Raw genomic sequence first — 17,453 nt, forward strand, 5'->3', positions numbered from 1 at the left:
CCCTCCGTTAACGGGGGGACAAAAGGCTTTTGTGGAGAGAAGCTATGCCAAATGCTCAAATACCTGTTCTTAAAAAGAACAGGACGAAAAAAAGAACAAGCCGGAAGATTGCTATTCTTCTCATTTTGTTGTTTATCGTACTGCTCGCTGTTCTCTTTTTCCGTTCTTCGTTGAGTCGGGTTTCTGAAATTCGTTTTGATGGTAATGTATTTTCGACCCGAGATCAGCTTCTTAATCGAAGCGGTCTGGCTGTTGGAGACCAGTATTTCGGAGTCAGTTCATCCGACATCTCTGAGAAGCTGCGGGAAATTCAATCGATACAGCAAGTCACAGTGGACAAGCAGTTTCCGGGTATTATTGCTATTCACATTAAAGAGTTTGCTACGGTCGCTTACGAGTTGCAGAGTGACGGGAGCCTTCGTGCTATTCTAGCGAATGGGACAAGCGTGAGCGTGGGGAGTAGCGGAATAGCCGTTGAGAAGCCTATTTTGACCAAATGGAGATCTGATGATCCGTACAAAGCGAAGCTGTGTGATGCTTTATCACGCATTCCGGGGGAATGGACAGCCGATATTTCGGAAATCATTCCCGCGCCGATTCCTTCTTTTCCGGACCGCATCAAAATGTACACACGTTCCCAGTTTGAGGTTATTACAACCGTTTCTCTACTGAATTCTAAAATCAGCTATTTGAACCAGGTGCTAGAAACAGAAGATCCAGGTTTGATCACCATGTTGGAGGCGGATTCCTACGTTCCGTTCAAACCGGATACGAGTGAAGAGGGCCAAGAAAAAGATACTACTCAGTGATGTGAAAAAATGCTAGAATTGATTTTATGGGTAATAGACTTGCCTCCTTCTTTTTTCTTCAAATTTTTATGTGACTGCAACCATAAATTGGCTTCTAAAAAATTTGTAGAAAAAAGAGGGAAAGCATGGAGTTTGTTGAATATGTACAGAGTGTGTTTAAAGAACGAAATTCATTTTGGAGTCAGGAGGTGCCACAGACTTGAGCAACAATGACATCATTGTTAGTTTGGACATCGGTACATCCAAAGTTCGGGCTATTATTGGGGAAATGAATAATGGAACCTTTAATATTATTGGAGTTGGATCTGCCGACTCGGAAGGGATTCGCAAAGGTGCAATTGTAGACATTGATCAAACCGTGCAATCAATCCGTAACGCCGTGGATCACGCAGAACGCATGGTTGGTATTCAAATAACAGAAGTGTATGTGGGGATTTCAGGCAATCATATTGGCCTGCAAAATAGTCATGGCGTAGTAGCCGTGTCCAACGAGGACCGTGAAATCGGTGAGGAGGACATTGAGCGTGTACTGAAGGCAGCTGAGGTTATTGCCGTACCACCGGAAAGAGAAATTATTGACGTGGTAGCCAAGCAGTATGTCGTGGATGGCCTTGAAGGCATTCAGGACCCTCGCGGTATGATTGGAGTTCGTCTCGAAGTAGAGGCTACGATTGTTACTGGAGGCAAGACCCCGATACATAATCTGTTGCGCTGCGTTGAGAAAGCCGGCTTGAGGATTAAAGATCTGGTCTTGCTACCTCTTGGAGCCGGACAATTGTCTCTTTCGAAGGATGAAAAGGTGATGGGTTCAGTGCTGGTGGATATTGGTGCAGGATCTACGAATGTTGCCATTTTCCAGGAAGGAACGATTGTTGCCACATCAACACTTCCGATTGGTGGAGAATTTGTAACCAATGATATTGCCTACGGACTGAGAACCCTTACCGATCAAGCCGAAAAAGTAAAGCTTAAATACGGCTGCGCATGGTATGATGATGCGGCAGCCGATGTCGTCTTTAAAGTGACGCGTATCGGTAGTAATGTGGACAAGGAGTTCAACCAGCAGGATTTGGCTGCTATTATTGAGCCGAGAGTGCAGGAAATTTTTCAACTCATTCAGGCAGAAGTTAAGCGCTTGGGTTACACAGAGCTTCCGGGAGGTTATATACTTACCGGAGGCACCGTCTCCATGCCTGGTGTACTTCAGGTGGCACAAAGCGAACTGGCCGCTTCCGTAAGGATCGCCGTACCTGATTTTATCGGTGTAAGGGATCCGGGCTACACGAGCGGAGTTGGAATCTTGCATAATGCCATTCGTTACTATCGCGGAAGATCGACTAGCGTTAGCAACAGTGGCGGAAGTACCAAGAAGCCGACTAACCGAACCAAAAGCAGTAGTCCCGCTGCGGAAGGCGAGCAAAAGCAGGGGTTGATTGAACGCTTAAAAAATATGTTCAGTGAATTTATATAACGTTCATTGCTAATTATGCCAATCATGGACGGGCCATCCATGCACATTGAGGGGGAGATGGAATAGTATGTTGGAATTTGATTTTGAAATGGAGAGCTTGGCTCAAATTAAAGTGATCGGCGTCGGAGGCGGCGGCAGCAATGCGGTTAACCGAATGATCGAAAATGGTGTTCAGGGTGTGGAGTTCATTACAGTCAATACAGATGCCCAGGCACTTCATTTAGCGAAGTCTGAGCATAAGCTTCAAATTGGGGATAAGCTGACCCGCGGTCTGGGTGCCGGCGCTAACCCCGATGTGGGTAAAAAAGCGGCTGAAGAGTCGCGTGAGCTCATTATGAATACGCTCAAAGGTGCGGATATGGTATTCGTAACGGCGGGAATGGGTGGCGGTACTGGAACCGGAGCGGCTCCTGTCATTGCTGAAATTGCCAAGGAATGCGGCGCGCTGACTGTAGGCGTGGTAACCCGACCATTCACGTTTGAAGGGCGTAAGCGTTCCAATCAAGCTGAACTTGGTATTGAGGGATTAAAAGAAAAAGTAGACACTTTGATTGTAATCCCGAATGACCGTTTGCTTGAAATTGTGGACAAGAAAACCCCAATGTTGGAAGCATTCCGTGAAGCAGACAATGTTCTGCGTCAGGCGGTACAAGGTATTTCAGATTTGATCGCTGTACCGGGTCTAATCAACCTCGACTTTGCTGACGTTAAGACGATCATGACGGAGCGTGGCTCCGCTTTGATGGGGATTGGCGAAGCAACTGGTGAAAATCGTGCGGCTGAAGCAGCACGCAAGGCTATCATGAGCCCGTTGTTGGAGACATCCATTGAAGGTGCTCGTGGTGTGATTATGAACATCACTGGTGGCAACAACCTGTCTCTGTATGAGGTTAATGAGGCGGCTGAAATTGTAACATCGGCTTCCGATCCGGAAGTAAACATGATTTTTGGTGCTATCATTGACGAAGAGTTGAAAGAAGAGATTAAGGTAACCGTCATTGCCACTGGCTTTGAAGGCAAGCCAAGTCAACCGGCACCGGGACGTAAACCGGCAGCCAACCCAGCTACTTCCGAATCGGCGGAAAAAGGCTCTCCTAACTTGCGTCCATTTGGTAACACTCAAAGCAGTGACCAATTAGACATTCCTACATTCTTACGTAACCGTTCGCGCAATAATAATAACGATAACTAGTTTCAATTCGGATTGCCCGCATTCTCCCTGGAGATGCGGGCTTCTTTCTGTTTTCCGTATCCTGCAGTTCAGGCGCTTCTCCTCTTTCCGACAAAATTAGTCGGTCACCGTCCCCACCGTTAGACAGACTTTGAACAGCATGACTACTATACTTAATCCTATCCTGCAAACGCTGGGCGGGTGAAGCCTTGGTTGTTTATATCGACTTGATTTTTTTGGCCAATTTGTTCATTGATGCTGTGTTGCTGATGGTCACCGCCTGGATGAGAAAAATCCGTCCAGTGTGGTGGAGGTTGATGACTTCAGCTGGAATCGGCGCAATGTATGTGGTCATGATGTTTGTGCCGGAACTGTCCTTTTTATTTACGTTCCTGATCAAACTGGCATTATCGGTCATAATGCTGCTGGTGGCTTTTGGATTTGGCAGCATGCAAAAGTATCTTCGTACAATGGGTGCTTTTTACATGATCAATTTTGTAGCTGCAGGTGGCATTTTGGGGATGCATTATTTTCTCCAAAATACGGGGGAATTGTTTAATGGTATCTGGTACACCGCTTCGGGAGGAATGTCCTTTGAACTGAAAATCGCATTCTGGTTTATTTTATGCGCATTTGGCGGAGTGATGCTTTTCTTTCGTATTGTGCAGTCCTCAAAGCAGCGCACAGAAAGGATGAGTGGGTTTTTGGGACAAGTGCAGGTGTGGATTGGGCGGGATCATATTGAGTGTACAGGCTTGTTGGATACAGGTAACCAGCTCTATGATCCTTTGACCCGAACCCCGGTAATGGTCATGGAGGCGGCCTTGTGGGAATCGTATTTGCCCGCCTCCTGGCTCCGAAAATGTTCTGAGGGTAATGCTGACCAACTGGTGATGGAACTGGGGGACGAATCGTTTAGCTGGCAGGATCGTGTTCGTCTCGTTCCCTATCGTGGAATTAACCGTAGTCATTCCTTTATGCTGGCCCTTAAACCAGACCGGGTAGAGGTGGTGATGAATGGGGTTCATTTTGTACATCATCGAGTGTTGATTGGCTTGGACGGGGGAACATTGTCAGCAGAGGGTAAGTATCGCGCCATCATCCATCCGGATGTGACGGCACAAGAAGAGGGCAGTGCTGATATCAACCAGAAACGAGATGCACATTTGGGTGAGCATTTTACAGAATCAGGATGATGGAGCATAAACACAAAATGATGTTTGAAGGCGACGAGGAATATCCAATGGTGAAATGGGCGGAGCACAGCTGTAATTGCACTATTTTCAAAAGGGGGAGAATGGTATGCGGGAACAGATGAAATTGAAGATGAAAATTAGGTTAGCGTTGCAATTGCAATATTATCGTATTTTATTTTTATTTGGGCTGAAAAGTGAAGAAATTTATTATATTGGCGGCAGCGAGGCGCTCCCCCCACCGCTGACGAGAGACGAAGAAGAATATTTGCTGGGAAAACTTTCTTCTGGAGATGCAGCAGTAAGGTCGATGCTAATCGAAAGAAATTTGCGGTTAGTCGTATATATTGCACGTAAATTTGAGAATACGGGAATCAACATTGAGGATCTCGTATCCATCGGTGCTATTGGACTAATCAAAGCGGTTAACACTTTTGATCCAGAGAAGAAAATCAAACTTGCCACATATGCGTCTCGATGCATTGAGAATGAGATTTTGATGTATTTACGTCGCAATAGTAAAACGAGAACGGAAGTTTCTTTTGATGAGCCTCTGAATATAGATTGGGACGGTAATGAATTGTTACTTTCCGATGTGATGGGTACGGAAAATGATACCATTTACCGTAATATTGAGGAGCAGGTGGACCGTAAATTACTGCATAAGGCACTGGATAAGTTGACCGATCGAGAGCGTTTGATTATGGAGCTGCGCTTCGGCTTACAAGACGGAGAAGAGAAGACACAGAAGGATGTTGCTGACCTGTTGGGTATCTCGCAATCGTATATTTCGCGTCTGGAAAAGCGAATTATAAAGCGCTTACGAAAAGAATTTAATAAAATGGTATAATGCATGGGTATATCCGGAAGCGATGGAAACGGCGAATAAAAAAATGCCCTCAGGAGATAATGTACATTAATGTTGCTCCTTGGGAGGTAAGACTCGATGACCCGAAATAAAGTGGAAATTTGCGGTGTGGATACCGCCAAACTGCCGGTATTAACCAATGCAGAAATGCGCGAGTTGTTCACATCACTTCAGCAAAATAATGAACGATCAGCCAGAGAAAAATTGGTCAACGGCAATCTCCGGCTCGTCCTGAGTGTGATTCAACGATTTAACAATCGGGGAGAGTTTGTGGACGATTTGTTTCAGGTAGGATGTATCGGCCTAATGAAGGCGATTGATAATTTTGACCTTTCGCAAAACGTAAAGTTCTCCACTTATGCGGTGCCGATGATTATCGGAGAGATCCGCCGTTATTTGCGGGATAACAATCCGATCCGTGTGTCTCGTTCGTTACGGGATATTGCATATAAGGCGCTTCAGGTGCGGGACAGTCTGACGAATCTGAACTCGCGAGAACCAACGATTTTTGAAATTTCAGAGGCACTGAATGTGCCTAAAGAAGACGTTGTGTTCGCGTTGGATGCGATTCAGGATCCGGTTTCGCTGTTCGAGCCGATATATCACGACGGGGGCGACCCAATCTATGTGATGGATCAGATCAGTGATGACAGAAATAAAGACGTCTCATGGATTGAGGAAATCGCTCTGCGGGAAGCGATGCATCGCCTGGGCCAGCGTGAAAAGATGATATTGTCTATGCGTTTTTATGAAGGAAAGACGCAAATGGAGGTTGCCGACGAAATCGGTATCTCTCAAGCCCAGGTTTCAAGATTAGAGAAGTCGGCTATACAGCAAATGCAAAAACATGTAAAGTCCTAATGAAATGAATGCTTGAATGATCCAGCGATAAAAACGATCCTACTCGGATCGTTTTTGCGTTTACAGGACATTTTTTGGGCTCTTCCGCTCATATAGTGAAATAAAGGATGTGATGCGTGTGAGTGCACCGGAAACGTCAGTAAGAGCAATGAAAATTTCCGAGTTTCAAACCAAGGATGTCATTAACATTGTAGATGGACGACGTCTGGGACAAATCAGTGATTTGGAGATTGACGTGCGGCAGGGGAAAATTGAAGCCATTGTGGTTCCAGGCAGCAGTCGTTTTATGGGCTGGTTTGGAGGCGGAAGCGAGTTGGTCATTCCGTGGCGTAACATTGTGAAAATTGGTTCGGATGTTGTGCTTGTACGTCTGGAAGGATTGCATGAGCCGCCGGGTGAAGGGGAGGAAAAGTTGTATATCGAACGTCAAGAGCGGAGTGAACGGCGGGGCTTTTGAACAGTGGGTCCACGTATTTTAGTGTGTTGTGAAGACATGGCGGCGGCTTTTTGGTACACTGGGCAGTAGAGGTGAGGATGAATGGAACCATTTGTAGTGAATACCGAGGCTACGGGGGCTACGCTAATGCAAGATGGCGGACGTCCCGTACCGGAGTTGTTATATATTCAATCTTGGGAGCGGCAGGTTCAGGGATTAACAGCGGGTTTTACAGGTCGTCATGGCGGTGTCAGTGAGGTGCCCTACGCTAGTCTGAACTGTGCGTTTCATGTAGGGGATGACCCCGAGCAAGTTATTCGTAACCGTCGGCTCATTGCTGAGCAGCTTGGCTTTGCTGCTGAAGCGTGGACGTGCGGTGAACAGGTTCATGGTCATCATGTTGCTGTGGTCAAGGCTACTGATCGCGGGCGGGGCTTTATGGATCGTGCATCCGCTTTTCAGGACACAGATGGACTTTTGACGAATGTACCTGGCATTTTGCTGACGTCCTTTTATGCAGACTGTGTACCATTATATTTTTGTGATCCAGTGCGCCGTGTGATTGGGTTGGCGCATGCAGGCTGGAAGGGAACCGTTGCGGAAATCGCATTGAAAATGGTACAGACCATGCAAAACGAATATGGATCTCAACCGTCTGATATACTAGCAGCTATTGGTCCTTCCATTGGTTCTGAATCCTATGAGGTGGATGAGCATGTGATGAGCCAAATTCGGGTTTTGGAGCATGATTGCCCGGGTAATGATAAATGGGAAGGTTCCGTTTACTTCCCCTTAACCGACGGAAAAACACTACTTGACTTGAAACAATGCAATCGACACATTATGATGAAAGCAGGAATATTGCCGAGCCATATCGAATGTACTACCTTATGCACGAGTAGCCGTAGCGATTTGTTTTTTTCATATCGCAAAGAAGGCGGCGTCACAGGAAGAATGGCGAGTTGGATTGGTCTGGAAGAGAGGTGAGTCCTCCCGTGTCTTTGGAGGAACGAATTAAAGAAGTGAATGCCCGTGTAGAAGCGGCATGTGCCCGAAGCGGACGTTCGCGTGATGAAGTTAATGTGATCGCTGTCACGAAATATGTTTCGGCGGCGACAATGACATCGGTATTGGATAGCGACTTAGAGCATGTGGGCGAAAATCGCTGGCAGGATGCTGCGGATAAATGGAGCAAGTTGGGTGACCGGGGAACGTGGCATTTTATTGGTCATCTCCAAACGAATAAGGTTAAAGATGTGATTGGAAAATTTAAATTTATACATTCGCTTGACCGCTTATCGCTCGCTCAGGAATTGGACAAAAAGGCAGCCGCTCTGGGACTGCGAGTTAAAGCTTTTGTGCAAGTCAATATTTCTGGGGAAATATCCAAATATGGCTTGTCCTCTGAGGCGGTTGTCCCCTTTTTGGAACAAATTCGCGAGTTGGAGCATGTGGACGTGATTGGCTTGATGACGATGGCTCCTCATGAGGAAGACCCGGAAAAAACTCGGCCTGTGTTTCGGGGATTACGTGAATTACGGGATAGGTTAAATGGACAAGCCTTGACCAGAGAACCCATCGTTCACTTGTCTATGGGGATGTCCAATGATTTTGAAGTGGCGGTTGAAGAGGGAGCGACCTGGCTGCGGCTTGGTTCCGTACTGGTCGGACGAGAGGAGGATTTCCATTGGGCGTAATGAATAAGTTCATGAACTTTCTGGGGCTTCAGGAAGAAGAGGAAGTTATAGAGCGAGAGGTTATGAATACGCCGGAAGATCAAGAAATTGAAACCCCAAGCTTTGATAAACGTAAGAACCAGAAGGGCACTAATGTTGTCAGCATCCATTCACAGAAAAATGTGAAAGTTGTCCTATATGAGCCGCGTTCTTATGATGAAGCACAGGAAATTGCCGACCATATCCGTTCCCATCGCACCGTTGTAGTTAATTTGCAACGAATTCGCAAGGATCAGGCGCTGCGCATTATTGATTTTTTGAGTGGTACTGTGTATGCACTGGGCGGTGGTATTTCCAAGGTCGGGAACAATATTTTTCTGTGTACACCAGATACGGTTGAGATTCAAGGCTCTATTACGGAAATACTGGCTGACACTGAACAAGAACTTAACAGAATGAGGTGAACTTTTCTTGATCGAGGTAATTTACTGGCTATTTCAGATTTATTCGTACATGATCATTGCATATGTTCTGCTGTCATGGCTTCCTAATGCCAGAGAGAGTGTAATTGGTGATTTACTTGCCAAGTTTGTGGAGCCGTATTTGTCTCCTTTTCGCAGGTTTATACCGCCAATCTTCGGGATGATTGATATTTCACCCATCGTTGCGCTGATTGCTCTGCGTTTTGCGTCGTACGGTTTGATTTCTTTAATTGGTAATTTCGTCTAGGAGGAGTTATGCGAACTGAGATTTATGAGCATTTTCACCCGGATGAACGGGATTATGTGGATCGCGCTTCCGAATGGATCAGTCATGCGGGAGCTTATCATGAGCAGAAGCTGACTGATTTTTTGGACCCGCGCCAACAGTACATATTGGAGACCCTTGCTTCGAAGGAAGACAAGGTCACGATTAGGGTAGATGGCGGATATATGGCTTCGGAACGAAAGCGGGCGCTTATTGCGCCCGATTATTCGTATTTGGACGGTGAGGAGATGGGGATTCAGGTCCTTTCCATCACATCTGACGATCATAAAATAGGTACCCTTGAGCACGGTGATTATCTAGGTGCCCTACTGGGACTTGGAATCAAACGTGGGAAAATCGGGGACATTCATGTACTGGATGATGGGTGCCATGTATTGGTAGCTTCAGAGATCGGTGATTTTATGACGATGCATTTGCAGCAGGTACATCGTGTTCATGTATGGACAGAACTGTTGCCTGTAGCGAGTCTGCGAACGAAGGAAGTTGCATTAGAGGCGCTAGATCTGACGGTCGCGTCTTTGCGCCTGGACGGTATTGCCAGCGATGTGTACAAGCTAAGCCGCAGTAAAATATTAACACCGATTCGGGCGGGACGGTGCCGGGTAAATTGGAAGGTGGAGGAGAATCCATCCACTCCACTTAAAGCTGGGGACGTTATTTCCATGCAGGGTTTTGGGCGTTTCAAAGTGCTTGAAACAGACGGGATGACAAAAAAGGGAAGATTCCGTGTCAAAATTGGTAAGTTTGTATAGCAGTAGGCAGGAATCACGAGCTTTCTGTCGAAAGAATTAAGCTATAGCGAAGAACTGGAACGATTTTGCTCTGTACAGTATTCACAAAACGGGGTATGATGACCGATAGATGATAGTGAGCGTCGTGACGCGGAAAATGTATTTTTTGTCAATCTTATAGGAGGTGGACGGCATGCCATTAACGCCATTGGATATACATAACAAGGAATTTGCCCGCCGGCTTCGCGGTTATGATGAGGATCAGGTTAATGAATTTTTGGATCAGGTGATCAAAGATTACGAGGGCGTTATTCGTGAAAATAAAGAACTGAGCACCGAGTTGTTGAACGTACAGGAGAAGCTCGATCATTTCGCGACGATTGAGGATACGCTGAGTAAGACGATTATCGTGGCGCAGGAAGCGGCTGATGAAGTTCGTAACAACGCCAAGAAAGAATCCCAACTGATCGTGAAGGAAGCGGAAAAAAATGCGGACCGTATTGTGAACGAAGCATTGTCCAAATCCCGCAAGATCGCGTTGGAGGTTGAAGAACTGAAGAAGCAGGCATCGATTTACCGAGCACGGTTTCGTACACTGGTGGAAGCACAGCTTGACTTGTTAAGCCAAGACGGCTGGGAAGCACTTGAAAACCGGGAACGCGAAGTACTGGAGCGCGAGCGTGAGATGAAAGAAATTTACTAATTTCATTTCTGACAAGCTTTTATCAGGTTTTGTTAGGGTTGACTTTTATCTTTAAACAGGCTATAACTGTAAATACTATACTGAATTCAATGATTATCCGTCTGTCGGCTGATGGTTGTTATTCAAGGCAACGATGTTGCTGATTTAATATTCGATGAATTTAACATGTTTAATTCGTTGATGGGAACGAGTACGTCATGATTTGTCCCTCAGAGAGTTGGCCTTCCGGTGCAAGCCAACGTTCAGAACATGACCGAAGATCCTCCCGGAGAAGTGAGCTGAAGCGCTTAAGATTTATGGCGTGTGTAAGCAATCACCGTTTGCCATGCGTTATAATGGCGCCCTGCTGTAGTTGAGTGGGGCTCAGAGAGCCGTGATGAGACTGTATTTTTAAAATGGTCTGTTTTTACGGAATCAGGGTGGTAACGCGAGCACAGTCTCGTCCCTTTACAGGGATGGGGCTTTTTTTGTTGCTTTTTTTAGTAAATGCTAGGGAAATCAATGATGAGCAGAGAGGGAGTATGACAGTATGAACAGAGTGGATGTTAAAGAAAAAGCACGGTCCCGTGACCTGCGTATCCTGAGCAAATGGAAACAGGAGGACACATTCCGTAAATCTATCACAAATCGTGAAGGGAAGCCCAATTTTGTGTTTTATGAGGGTCCACCAACAGCTAACGGTAAACCGCATATCGGTCACATGCTGGGTCGTGTAATTAAGGATTTCGTCGGTCGCTATCAGACGATGAAGGGATACCGCGTCGTACGTAAGGCAGGCTGGGACACGCATGGCTTGCCGGTAGAATTGGGTGTACAAAAGCAGCTGGGAATCTCCCATAAACCTGAAATTGAAGAATATGGCGTTGAAAAGTTTATTAAAAAATGTAAGGCGAGCGTGTTTGAGTACGAGCAACAATGGCGTGATCTAACCGAAGCGATCGGATACTGGACAGACCTCGATAACCCGTACATTACATTGGATAATAACTATATCGAGAGCGTGTGGAACATTTTGGCGACAATTCATGAAAAAGATCTGCTGTATCGTGGTCATCGTGTGAGTCCGTATTGCCCGGATTGTCAGACGACGCTAAGTTCTCATGAAGTAGCGCAGGGCTACAAAGATGTGAAGGATCTGAGTGCCACGGCCAAATTCAAGTTGCATAGCAGTGGTGAATATGTACTGGCTTGGACCACAACACCTTGGACCTTGCCGAGTCACGTGGCGCTCGCCGTCAACCCTGAACTGGAATATGCACGTGTGAAGCAGGAAGACGGTGTATACATCGTTGCTAAAAATCTGGTTGAGGACGTAATTAAAGGCGATCATGAAGTGATTGGCACACTATCCGGTTCAGAACTGGTTGGCCAAACGTATACCCCGCCATTTACGTATTTTCAGGTTGAGAAGGGTAATCAGATTCTGGGTGCGAAGTTCGTAACAGACTCCAGCGGTACAGGTATCGTTCATATGGCTCCGGCGCATGGTGAGGATGATTACCGGGTATGTCGTGAAAATGGTGTTGAGTTCATCAACGTGGTGGATCTTCAAGGTAACTATGTAGAGGAAATCACTGATTTTGCAGGCCGTTTTGTAAAAGACTGTGATGTAGATATTGTTAAAATGCTGTCCGAAAAAGGCTTGCTGTACAGCAAGGAAAAATACGAGCATAGCTATCCGTTCTGCTGGCGCTGCGATACTCCATTATTGTACTATGCTATGGACAGCTGGTTTATCAAAACAACTGCGATCAAGGATCAATTGATTGCCAACAACAGCGAAGTCGAATGGTACCCGGGGCATATACGTGAAGGACGTTTTGGCAAGTTTTTGGAAGAATTGGTGGATTGGAACATCAGTCGCGATCGCTATTGGGGTACACCGCTAAACATCTGGGTTTGTGAGGAAACTGGAGAACAGTTCGCTCCACATAGTATTGCTGAATTGAGGGAACGTGCGATTGGCGATGTACCAGCGGACATCGAGCTGCACAAACCATATGTAGATGATATTAAGGTTCGTAGTCAATGCGGTAAATACGAAATGACTCGTACACCGGAAGTAATCGACGTATGGTTCGATAGTGGCTCCATGCCGTTTGCACAGCATCATTATCCTTTTGAAAATAATGAAACGTTCGAGCAGCAATTTCCGGCAGATATGATCTGTGAAGGGATTGACCAGACTCGTGGCTGGTTCTATAGCTTGCTTGCGGTTTCGACTATGCTGACTGGCAAAGCTCCTTATAAAGCTGTCATGGCGACAGGCCATGTACTGGATGAGCAGGGGCAGAAAATGTCCAAATCCAAGGGTAATGTTATTGATCCGTGGGAAGTGATTGACGAGTACGGTACAGATGCTTTCCGCTGGGCATTACTGTCAGATAGTGCACCATGGAATAGCAAACGTTTTTCCAAAGGCATTGTAGGTGAGGCTAAATCGAAGCTGGTGGATACGCTTGTCAATACACACGCTTTTCTGACCTTGTATGCGGATATCGACGGATTTGATCCGGCACAGCATCCGTTCAAACCATCGGCTCATAAGTTGGATCGTTGGATTTTGTCCCGTCTGAACAGCCTGATTTTGGTAGTGGACAAAGCGCTGGCTGTAAATGACTTCCTGAACTCATCCAAAGCGATTGAGTCGTTTGTGGATGAGCTGAGCAACTGGTATATCCGTCGTTCACGCGACCGATTCTGGGGCAATGGTCTTACAGAAGATAAGCTGGATGCATACCGTACACTGACCGAAGTGCTGTTAACGACTGCCAAACTACTTGCGCCGTTTACACCACTGCTTGCAGAGGATATTTACCTCAACCTGAGCAACGGGGAAAGTGTTCATCTGGATGATTATCCGACTGCCAATGAGTCCTTGATCGATTTGGAACTGGAACGAGATATGGAAACGGCACGCCGTGTCGTCGAATTGGCGCGTAACGTCCGCAACGAAACGGGTTTGAAAACGCGTCAACCGTTGTCCGAGTTGATTCTGTCCATGGATCAGGATTTTGAACTGAGTGGCTATGAGGAAATCATCAAAGATGAGATTAACGTGAAGCATATTCATGTTGAGACGGACGATAGCGGCTTTGTAGATTTTACACTGAAACTGAATTTGAAAGTAGCAGGCAAGAAATACGGCAAAAATGTCGGTTTCCTACAAAACTTTTTCAAAGGAATGTCTGCTGAGGATACCCGTTCTGTTGTAGAAAAAGGAGTGTTAAACGTCGCTTCTCCAGAAGGTGAAGAGCTGCAAGTTACGGCCGAAGAACTGCTGGTGGAGAAAAAAGCGAAAGAAGGCTTCGCTTCTGCTTCCGGTTATGGCTTAACGGTAGCGTTGAACACAGACATTACGCCGGAGCTGGAGCAAGAGGGCTGGGTACGTGAAGTGGTTCGTGCGGTACAGGATTATCGTAAAAAACTGGATCTGCCGATTGAAAAATATGTGGCGTTGACGTTGGATGTAGATAACGAGCTGCGTCAGGCCATCGAAAGCTTTGACTCTGTGTTGCGTGAGAACGTATTGGTTACTACTGTGACATTTGGTCAAGCCGAACCGGCAGAACATGTGGAAGTGAACGGTAAAACCATCGGCGTTCATATTGGGGAATAATTACAAGCCCCCTGTCCCATAATACAATAACAGGCAGCATATAAAAACGAGCCTAAGCATCGGAAACGGGTTTTCTCCGTTACGTGCTTCGGCTCGTTTGCTGCGTTCAGGGCAGCCATGGGAAAAGGGGGATTGTGCATATGACGGCACGATCAAGACGTAGACAGGGAAGGAGTCTCCGAGGGGGCAACGGAGAAGGGGCTGCCATAGCCGCAGATAAAAGCAAAACAGGTAATCAGGCAGAGCAATTAAGTCGTGTTGAAAAGCTGATACGTGCTGTGTCAGAGCAGATGGAACGGACACGTATTGCAGATTATGCTTTACTGCTGAATAAGCCTTGGCGATTGCTCTGGCTAAATCTAATATCAGGCGTTTCCCGGGGAATCGGCATCGCGCTAGGTTTTACTTTTTTTGCCGCTACCATTATTTATGTGCTGCAAGTGCTCGGAGCGTTGAATTTGCCGATTATCGGTGATTATATCGCTGATATTGTACGGATCGTACAACGACAATTGGAGCTTACTACCTATTAGGAAGCGATTTCCACCTTGAAGTTCACGATTCGTCTTCGTGCGTATCCGGCTCCAGTAGACCTTCGCCCTCGCCATCTTCGATATAACGCTGATAAATGGAGCTGCGAATAACAGATACATTTTGTCCATAAATGTCAGTAGCAATAAAGCTTTCGTATGGCTCTACGAAGCCCATATTATCATCGCCTGCTTCAATTTCCATATCATCATAACTGTGGATTTCTCCACTTTCGGCCATAGCTGGTGTGTTTGAGGTACCCCAATTTTCGACGATCTGCCAGGCATCTTCACCGTCGAAGCCGTTTTGATCATCACGCTCATCCAGACTCGTTCTGCCGAACGAGGGAGCGAGAAATTCTTCCTCCACCGGGCGGCGGTTAGACACTTCTGTTTCGGGACTGTACTCTTTACAGTAAATGGTATAGGGAACAGCCAGCAGGCGCTCATAGGGAATGGGTTTACCGCTGGCGGCACAAATGCCATACGTCCCTTTTTCCATGGCCATCAGAGCTGATTCGATGCGTTCTAATTGGAATTCGTCGTGCTCCAGTAAGGAAATATCCTTGGCTCGCTCGTAGGTTTCGGTAGCCAGATCTCCTGGGTGGTTATCAATAGGAGAAAGCTCGCCGGTTTGGTCGCGTTGGGAATCGCCGAGTCCGTAATGGTCGTTGTCTTGCAAACGATGCTCAATTTCTTTTTTGCGTTCCAGCAGTTCGTTACGCAAGCCCTGCAATTGTTGCTCCGTCAATGGGGACATGGAATCCTCTCCTTGTTCTAGGTTTACATGCGCATGCGTTGTGTTGAGTATGCTCCATGTAGTTTGCACCGGGAAGACCTCTTTTACATAGGAAATTCTAATCAAATGCGAAGGAGTTCATTTTATGGATGATCTGAGCTTGATAGCTTGCGGGTTTCGTGGACGATCTGAGAACGCTTATGCTACAATAAATGGGTTCAACAACGGATATAAGCGGATCGGAGTGACGAAGGACAGTGATTTATTTTGGTATTGCGCTAATTATTTTTTTGATTGATCAGGGAGTCAAATATTTGGTGGCTACGCGGATGGAATTGTACGAGCAAATACCAGTCATCGGCGATTTCTTTTTAATCACATCCCATCGTAATCGTGGAGCCGCTTTTGGGATTTTGGAAGGTCAACGTTGGCTTTTTATCGTGATTACAATTGTAGTGGTGATCGGTATCGTCTGGTACCTGCGAAAAACAGTCAAGGCTGGACAAAAGCTACTTCCTGTTGCGCTAAGTTTGGTGCTTGGGGGAGCAGTCGGTAACTTTTTGGATCGAGCTATTTCAGGGGAAGTAGTTGATTTTGCACAATTTAATTTTGGAAGCTATACGTTCCCCATTTTTAATGTGGCAGATTCGGCGATTGTCATCGGTGTAGCACTGATTATTTTGGATACATTGCTGGAATCGCGTCGGGAAAAGGGAAATGGCAATGGCAATGATAGCATTGAAGGGAAGTCATAGCATGAGCGAAGTGAATGAAAACGGCGAAGCCGCAGGTCTGTCTTATGAGGACGAACTAGAGGGTGAATCTCTGGAATGGACGGCCGATTCCGGGGATGCCAAAACGCGTATAGACAAATATATCGCCGAAGAAATGAAGGAAGTGTCACGTTCTCAGATACAGATGTGGATCGGAAATGGTCGCGTGCTGGTGAACGGTACGGCGATCAAGGCGAACTACAAGCTGGCTGAAGGAGATCGTATTGTATTATCGGTACCGGAGCCAGAAAGTGTAGATATTGTACCGGAAAATATTCCGTTGGATGTCGTTTACGAGGACTCGGACGTTATTGTTATTAACAAGCAACGTGGTCTGGTCGTGCATCCTGCACCGGGACACTCTTCGGGAACATTGGTTAACGCACTGATGTACCACTGTCACGATCTTTCCGGCATCAACGGGGAATTACGTCCTGGTATTGTTCACCGTATTGATAAGGATACATCAGGACTGCTGATGGCGGCTAAAAATGATCAGGCTCACGCGTCACTTGCAGCACAGCTTAAGGACCATAGTGTAACTCGGAAATATATAGCCTTAGTTCACGGTCATTTGAGCCACGATCAGGGAACGGTAGATGCTCCGATTGGCCGCGATTCCGGTGATCGCAAATTGTTCACAGTGACGGAACGTAACAGCAAGCACGCAGTCACCCATTTTCTCGTCATTGAACGGTTGGGGGATTATACCCTGCTTGAACTTCAATTGGAGACAGGGCGCACACATCAAATTCGTGTTCACATGAAATTTATTGGACACCCATTGGTTGGCGACCCTATGTATGGGCGCAGCAAAGGGGTTCGTATGGATGGTCAGGCGCTGCATGCGGCGGTACTGGGCTTTAAGCATCCCTCCACTGGAGAGTACATGGAATTCAACAGACCAATCCCTCCTGATATGGAGGATGTGCTAGCATCCTTGCGTAGTCGCTAAAACAATGACAATTTGCATTCCTATTCACAAACCTGAATAAATTATTATGTAAAACCGCCTAAATGGCGGTTTTTTTATTGTGGGATAAGGTATGGGTAAAAACAACTATGGATAATTATACAATGAAGTTGTATAATTATTAGAGTGCTT

At 46.3% G+C, this 17,453-nt stretch carries 18 protein-coding genes and 1 other annotated feature; of the genes, 17 read left to right on the top strand and 1 reads right to left on the bottom strand.

The window, feature by feature from the left end; genetic code table 11:
* The first annotated feature begins 44 nt into the window (after positions 1-44).
* The 15 genes from C1T21_RS21300 (at position 45) to C1T21_RS21370 (ending at position 14,839) form a co-directional block, all read left to right on the top strand.
* Positions 45-809: a cell division protein FtsQ/DivIB gene (locus tag C1T21_RS21300; protein WP_013311086.1), complete on the top strand. Its 765-nt coding sequence runs from the start codon at positions 45-47 to the stop codon at positions 807-809.
* A gap of 199 nt (positions 810-1,008) precedes the next feature.
* Positions 1,009-2,280 carry a cell division protein FtsA gene (gene ftsA / locus C1T21_RS21305; protein WP_013311085.1) on the top strand — a complete coding sequence of 424 codons (1,272 nt, stop codon included), beginning with the start codon at positions 1,009-1,011 and terminating at the stop codon, positions 2,278-2,280.
* Between the two features lie 67 nt (positions 2,281-2,347).
* Complete coding sequence (ftsZ, locus tag C1T21_RS21310; protein ID WP_013311084.1) at positions 2,348-3,472, top strand: cell division protein FtsZ; 1,125 nt, start codon at positions 2,348-2,350, stop codon at positions 3,470-3,472.
* A 188-nt stretch (positions 3,473-3,660) separates the two neighbouring features.
* On the top strand, positions 3,661-4,647 hold the full coding sequence (gene spoIIGA, locus C1T21_RS21315; RefSeq protein WP_103049647.1) for a sigma-E processing peptidase SpoIIGA: 987 nt from the start codon (positions 3,661-3,663) through the stop codon (positions 4,645-4,647).
* Positions 4,648-4,753: 106 nt separating this feature from the next.
* Complete coding sequence (gene sigE / locus C1T21_RS21320; protein ID WP_013311082.1) at positions 4,754-5,494, top strand: RNA polymerase sporulation sigma factor SigE; 741 nt, start codon at positions 4,754-4,756, stop codon at positions 5,492-5,494.
* A gap of 96 nt (positions 5,495-5,590) precedes the next feature.
* Positions 5,591-6,373, top strand: a complete 783-nt coding sequence (gene sigG, locus C1T21_RS21325; protein ID WP_007431182.1) for an RNA polymerase sporulation sigma factor SigG — start codon at positions 5,591-5,593, stop codon at positions 6,371-6,373.
* A 118-nt stretch (positions 6,374-6,491) separates the two neighbouring features.
* The gene (locus C1T21_RS21330; protein WP_103049648.1) at positions 6,492-6,830 is read left to right on the top strand and encodes a YlmC/YmxH family sporulation protein; all 339 of its coding nucleotides are present in this window, start codon (positions 6,492-6,494) and stop codon (positions 6,828-6,830) included.
* 81 nt (positions 6,831-6,911) lie between these two features.
* The gene (gene pgeF / locus C1T21_RS21335) at positions 6,912-7,796 is read left to right on the top strand and encodes a peptidoglycan editing factor PgeF (RefSeq protein WP_103049649.1); all 885 of its coding nucleotides are present in this window, start codon (positions 6,912-6,914) and stop codon (positions 7,794-7,796) included.
* 8 nt (positions 7,797-7,804) lie between these two features.
* A complete protein-coding gene (locus tag C1T21_RS21340; RefSeq protein WP_025718637.1) occupies positions 7,805-8,506 on the top strand; it encodes a YggS family pyridoxal phosphate-dependent enzyme in 702 nt (233 codons plus the stop codon).
* Positions 8,497-8,949, top strand: a complete 453-nt coding sequence (locus C1T21_RS21345) for a cell division protein SepF (protein WP_013311078.1) — start codon at positions 8,497-8,499, stop codon at positions 8,947-8,949. Before C1T21_RS21340 ends, C1T21_RS21345 begins: the two co-directional genes overlap by 10 nt.
* Positions 8,950-8,956: 7 nt before the next feature.
* Complete coding sequence (locus tag C1T21_RS21350; protein ID WP_023989436.1) at positions 8,957-9,214, top strand: YggT family protein; 258 nt, start codon at positions 8,957-8,959, stop codon at positions 9,212-9,214.
* Positions 9,215-9,222: 8 nt separating this feature from the next.
* Positions 9,223-10,005, top strand: coding sequence for a YlmH family RNA-binding protein (locus C1T21_RS21355; RefSeq protein WP_023989435.1), 783 nt, complete (start codon positions 9,223-9,225; stop codon positions 10,003-10,005).
* Positions 10,006-10,177: 172 nt separating this feature from the next.
* Complete coding sequence (locus C1T21_RS21360; RefSeq protein WP_023989434.1) at positions 10,178-10,687, top strand: DivIVA domain-containing protein; 510 nt, start codon at positions 10,178-10,180, stop codon at positions 10,685-10,687.
* Positions 10,688-10,855: 168 nt separating this feature from the next.
* Positions 10,856-11,137, top strand: a binding site (T-box leader).
* Between the two features lie 79 nt (positions 11,138-11,216).
* Positions 11,217-14,306, top strand: a complete 3,090-nt coding sequence (gene ileS, locus C1T21_RS21365; protein WP_103049650.1) for an isoleucine--tRNA ligase — start codon at positions 11,217-11,219, stop codon at positions 14,304-14,306.
* A 140-nt stretch (positions 14,307-14,446) separates the two neighbouring features.
* On the top strand, positions 14,447-14,839 hold the full coding sequence (locus tag C1T21_RS21370; RefSeq protein WP_103049651.1) for a DUF5665 domain-containing protein: 393 nt from the start codon (positions 14,447-14,449) through the stop codon (positions 14,837-14,839).
* A 22-nt stretch (positions 14,840-14,861) separates the two neighbouring features.
* On the opposite strand, the gene C1T21_RS21375 is transcribed toward C1T21_RS21370, so the two are convergent.
* The gene (locus C1T21_RS21375) at positions 14,862-15,596 is read right to left on the bottom strand and encodes a TraR/DksA C4-type zinc finger protein (RefSeq protein ID WP_043882260.1); all 735 of its coding nucleotides are present in this window, start codon (positions 15,594-15,596) and stop codon (positions 14,862-14,864) included.
* A 236-nt stretch (positions 15,597-15,832) separates the two neighbouring features.
* Here C1T21_RS21375 and lspA point away from each other — a divergent pair, with 236 nt between their 5' ends.
* Complete coding sequence (lspA, locus tag C1T21_RS21380) at positions 15,833-16,330, top strand: signal peptidase II (protein ID WP_103049652.1); 498 nt, start codon at positions 15,833-15,835, stop codon at positions 16,328-16,330.
* A gap of 1 nt (position 16,331) precedes the next feature.
* Entirely contained in the window at positions 16,332-17,303 is a 972-nt protein-coding gene (locus C1T21_RS21385) for an RluA family pseudouridine synthase (RefSeq protein ID WP_103049653.1), read from the top strand.
* The last annotated feature ends 150 nt before the right edge of the window (positions 17,304-17,453 follow it).

Origin of the sequence: Paenibacillus sp. F4, assembly GCF_002894905.1 — a bacterium.
Lineage (GTDB): Bacteria > Bacillota > Bacilli > Paenibacillales > Paenibacillaceae > Paenibacillus > Paenibacillus polymyxa_B.

Excerpts from the sequence above, each read along its gene's own strand:
- C1T21_RS21300 (WP_013311086.1), top strand. The coding sequence starts at position 45 with ATGCCAAATGCTCAAATACCTGTTCTTAAAAAGAACAGGACGAAAAAA.
- ftsZ (WP_013311084.1), top strand. The coding sequence starts at position 2,348 with ATGTTGGAATTTGATTTTGAAATGGAGAGCTTGGCTCAAATTAAAGTG.
- sigE (WP_013311082.1), top strand. The coding sequence starts at position 4,754 with ATGCGGGAACAGATGAAATTGAAGATGAAAATTAGGTTAGCGTTGCAA.
- sigG (WP_007431182.1), top strand. The coding sequence starts at position 5,591 with ATGACCCGAAATAAAGTGGAAATTTGCGGTGTGGATACCGCCAAACTG.
- pgeF (WP_103049649.1), top strand. The coding sequence starts at position 6,912 with ATGGAACCATTTGTAGTGAATACCGAGGCTACGGGGGCTACGCTAATG.
- C1T21_RS21355 (WP_023989435.1), top strand. The coding sequence starts at position 9,223 with ATGCGAACTGAGATTTATGAGCATTTTCACCCGGATGAACGGGATTAT.
- C1T21_RS21360 (WP_023989434.1), top strand. The coding sequence starts at position 10,178 with ATGCCATTAACGCCATTGGATATACATAACAAGGAATTTGCCCGCCGG.
- ileS (WP_103049650.1), top strand. The coding sequence starts at position 11,217 with ATGAACAGAGTGGATGTTAAAGAAAAAGCACGGTCCCGTGACCTGCGT.
- C1T21_RS21370 (WP_103049651.1), top strand. The coding sequence starts at position 14,447 with ATGACGGCACGATCAAGACGTAGACAGGGAAGGAGTCTCCGAGGGGGC.
- C1T21_RS21375 (WP_043882260.1), bottom strand. The coding sequence starts at position 15,596 with ATGTCCCCATTGACGGAGCAACAATTGCAGGGCTTGCGTAACGAACTG.
- C1T21_RS21385 (WP_103049653.1), top strand. The coding sequence starts at position 16,332 with ATGAGCGAAGTGAATGAAAACGGCGAAGCCGCAGGTCTGTCTTATGAG.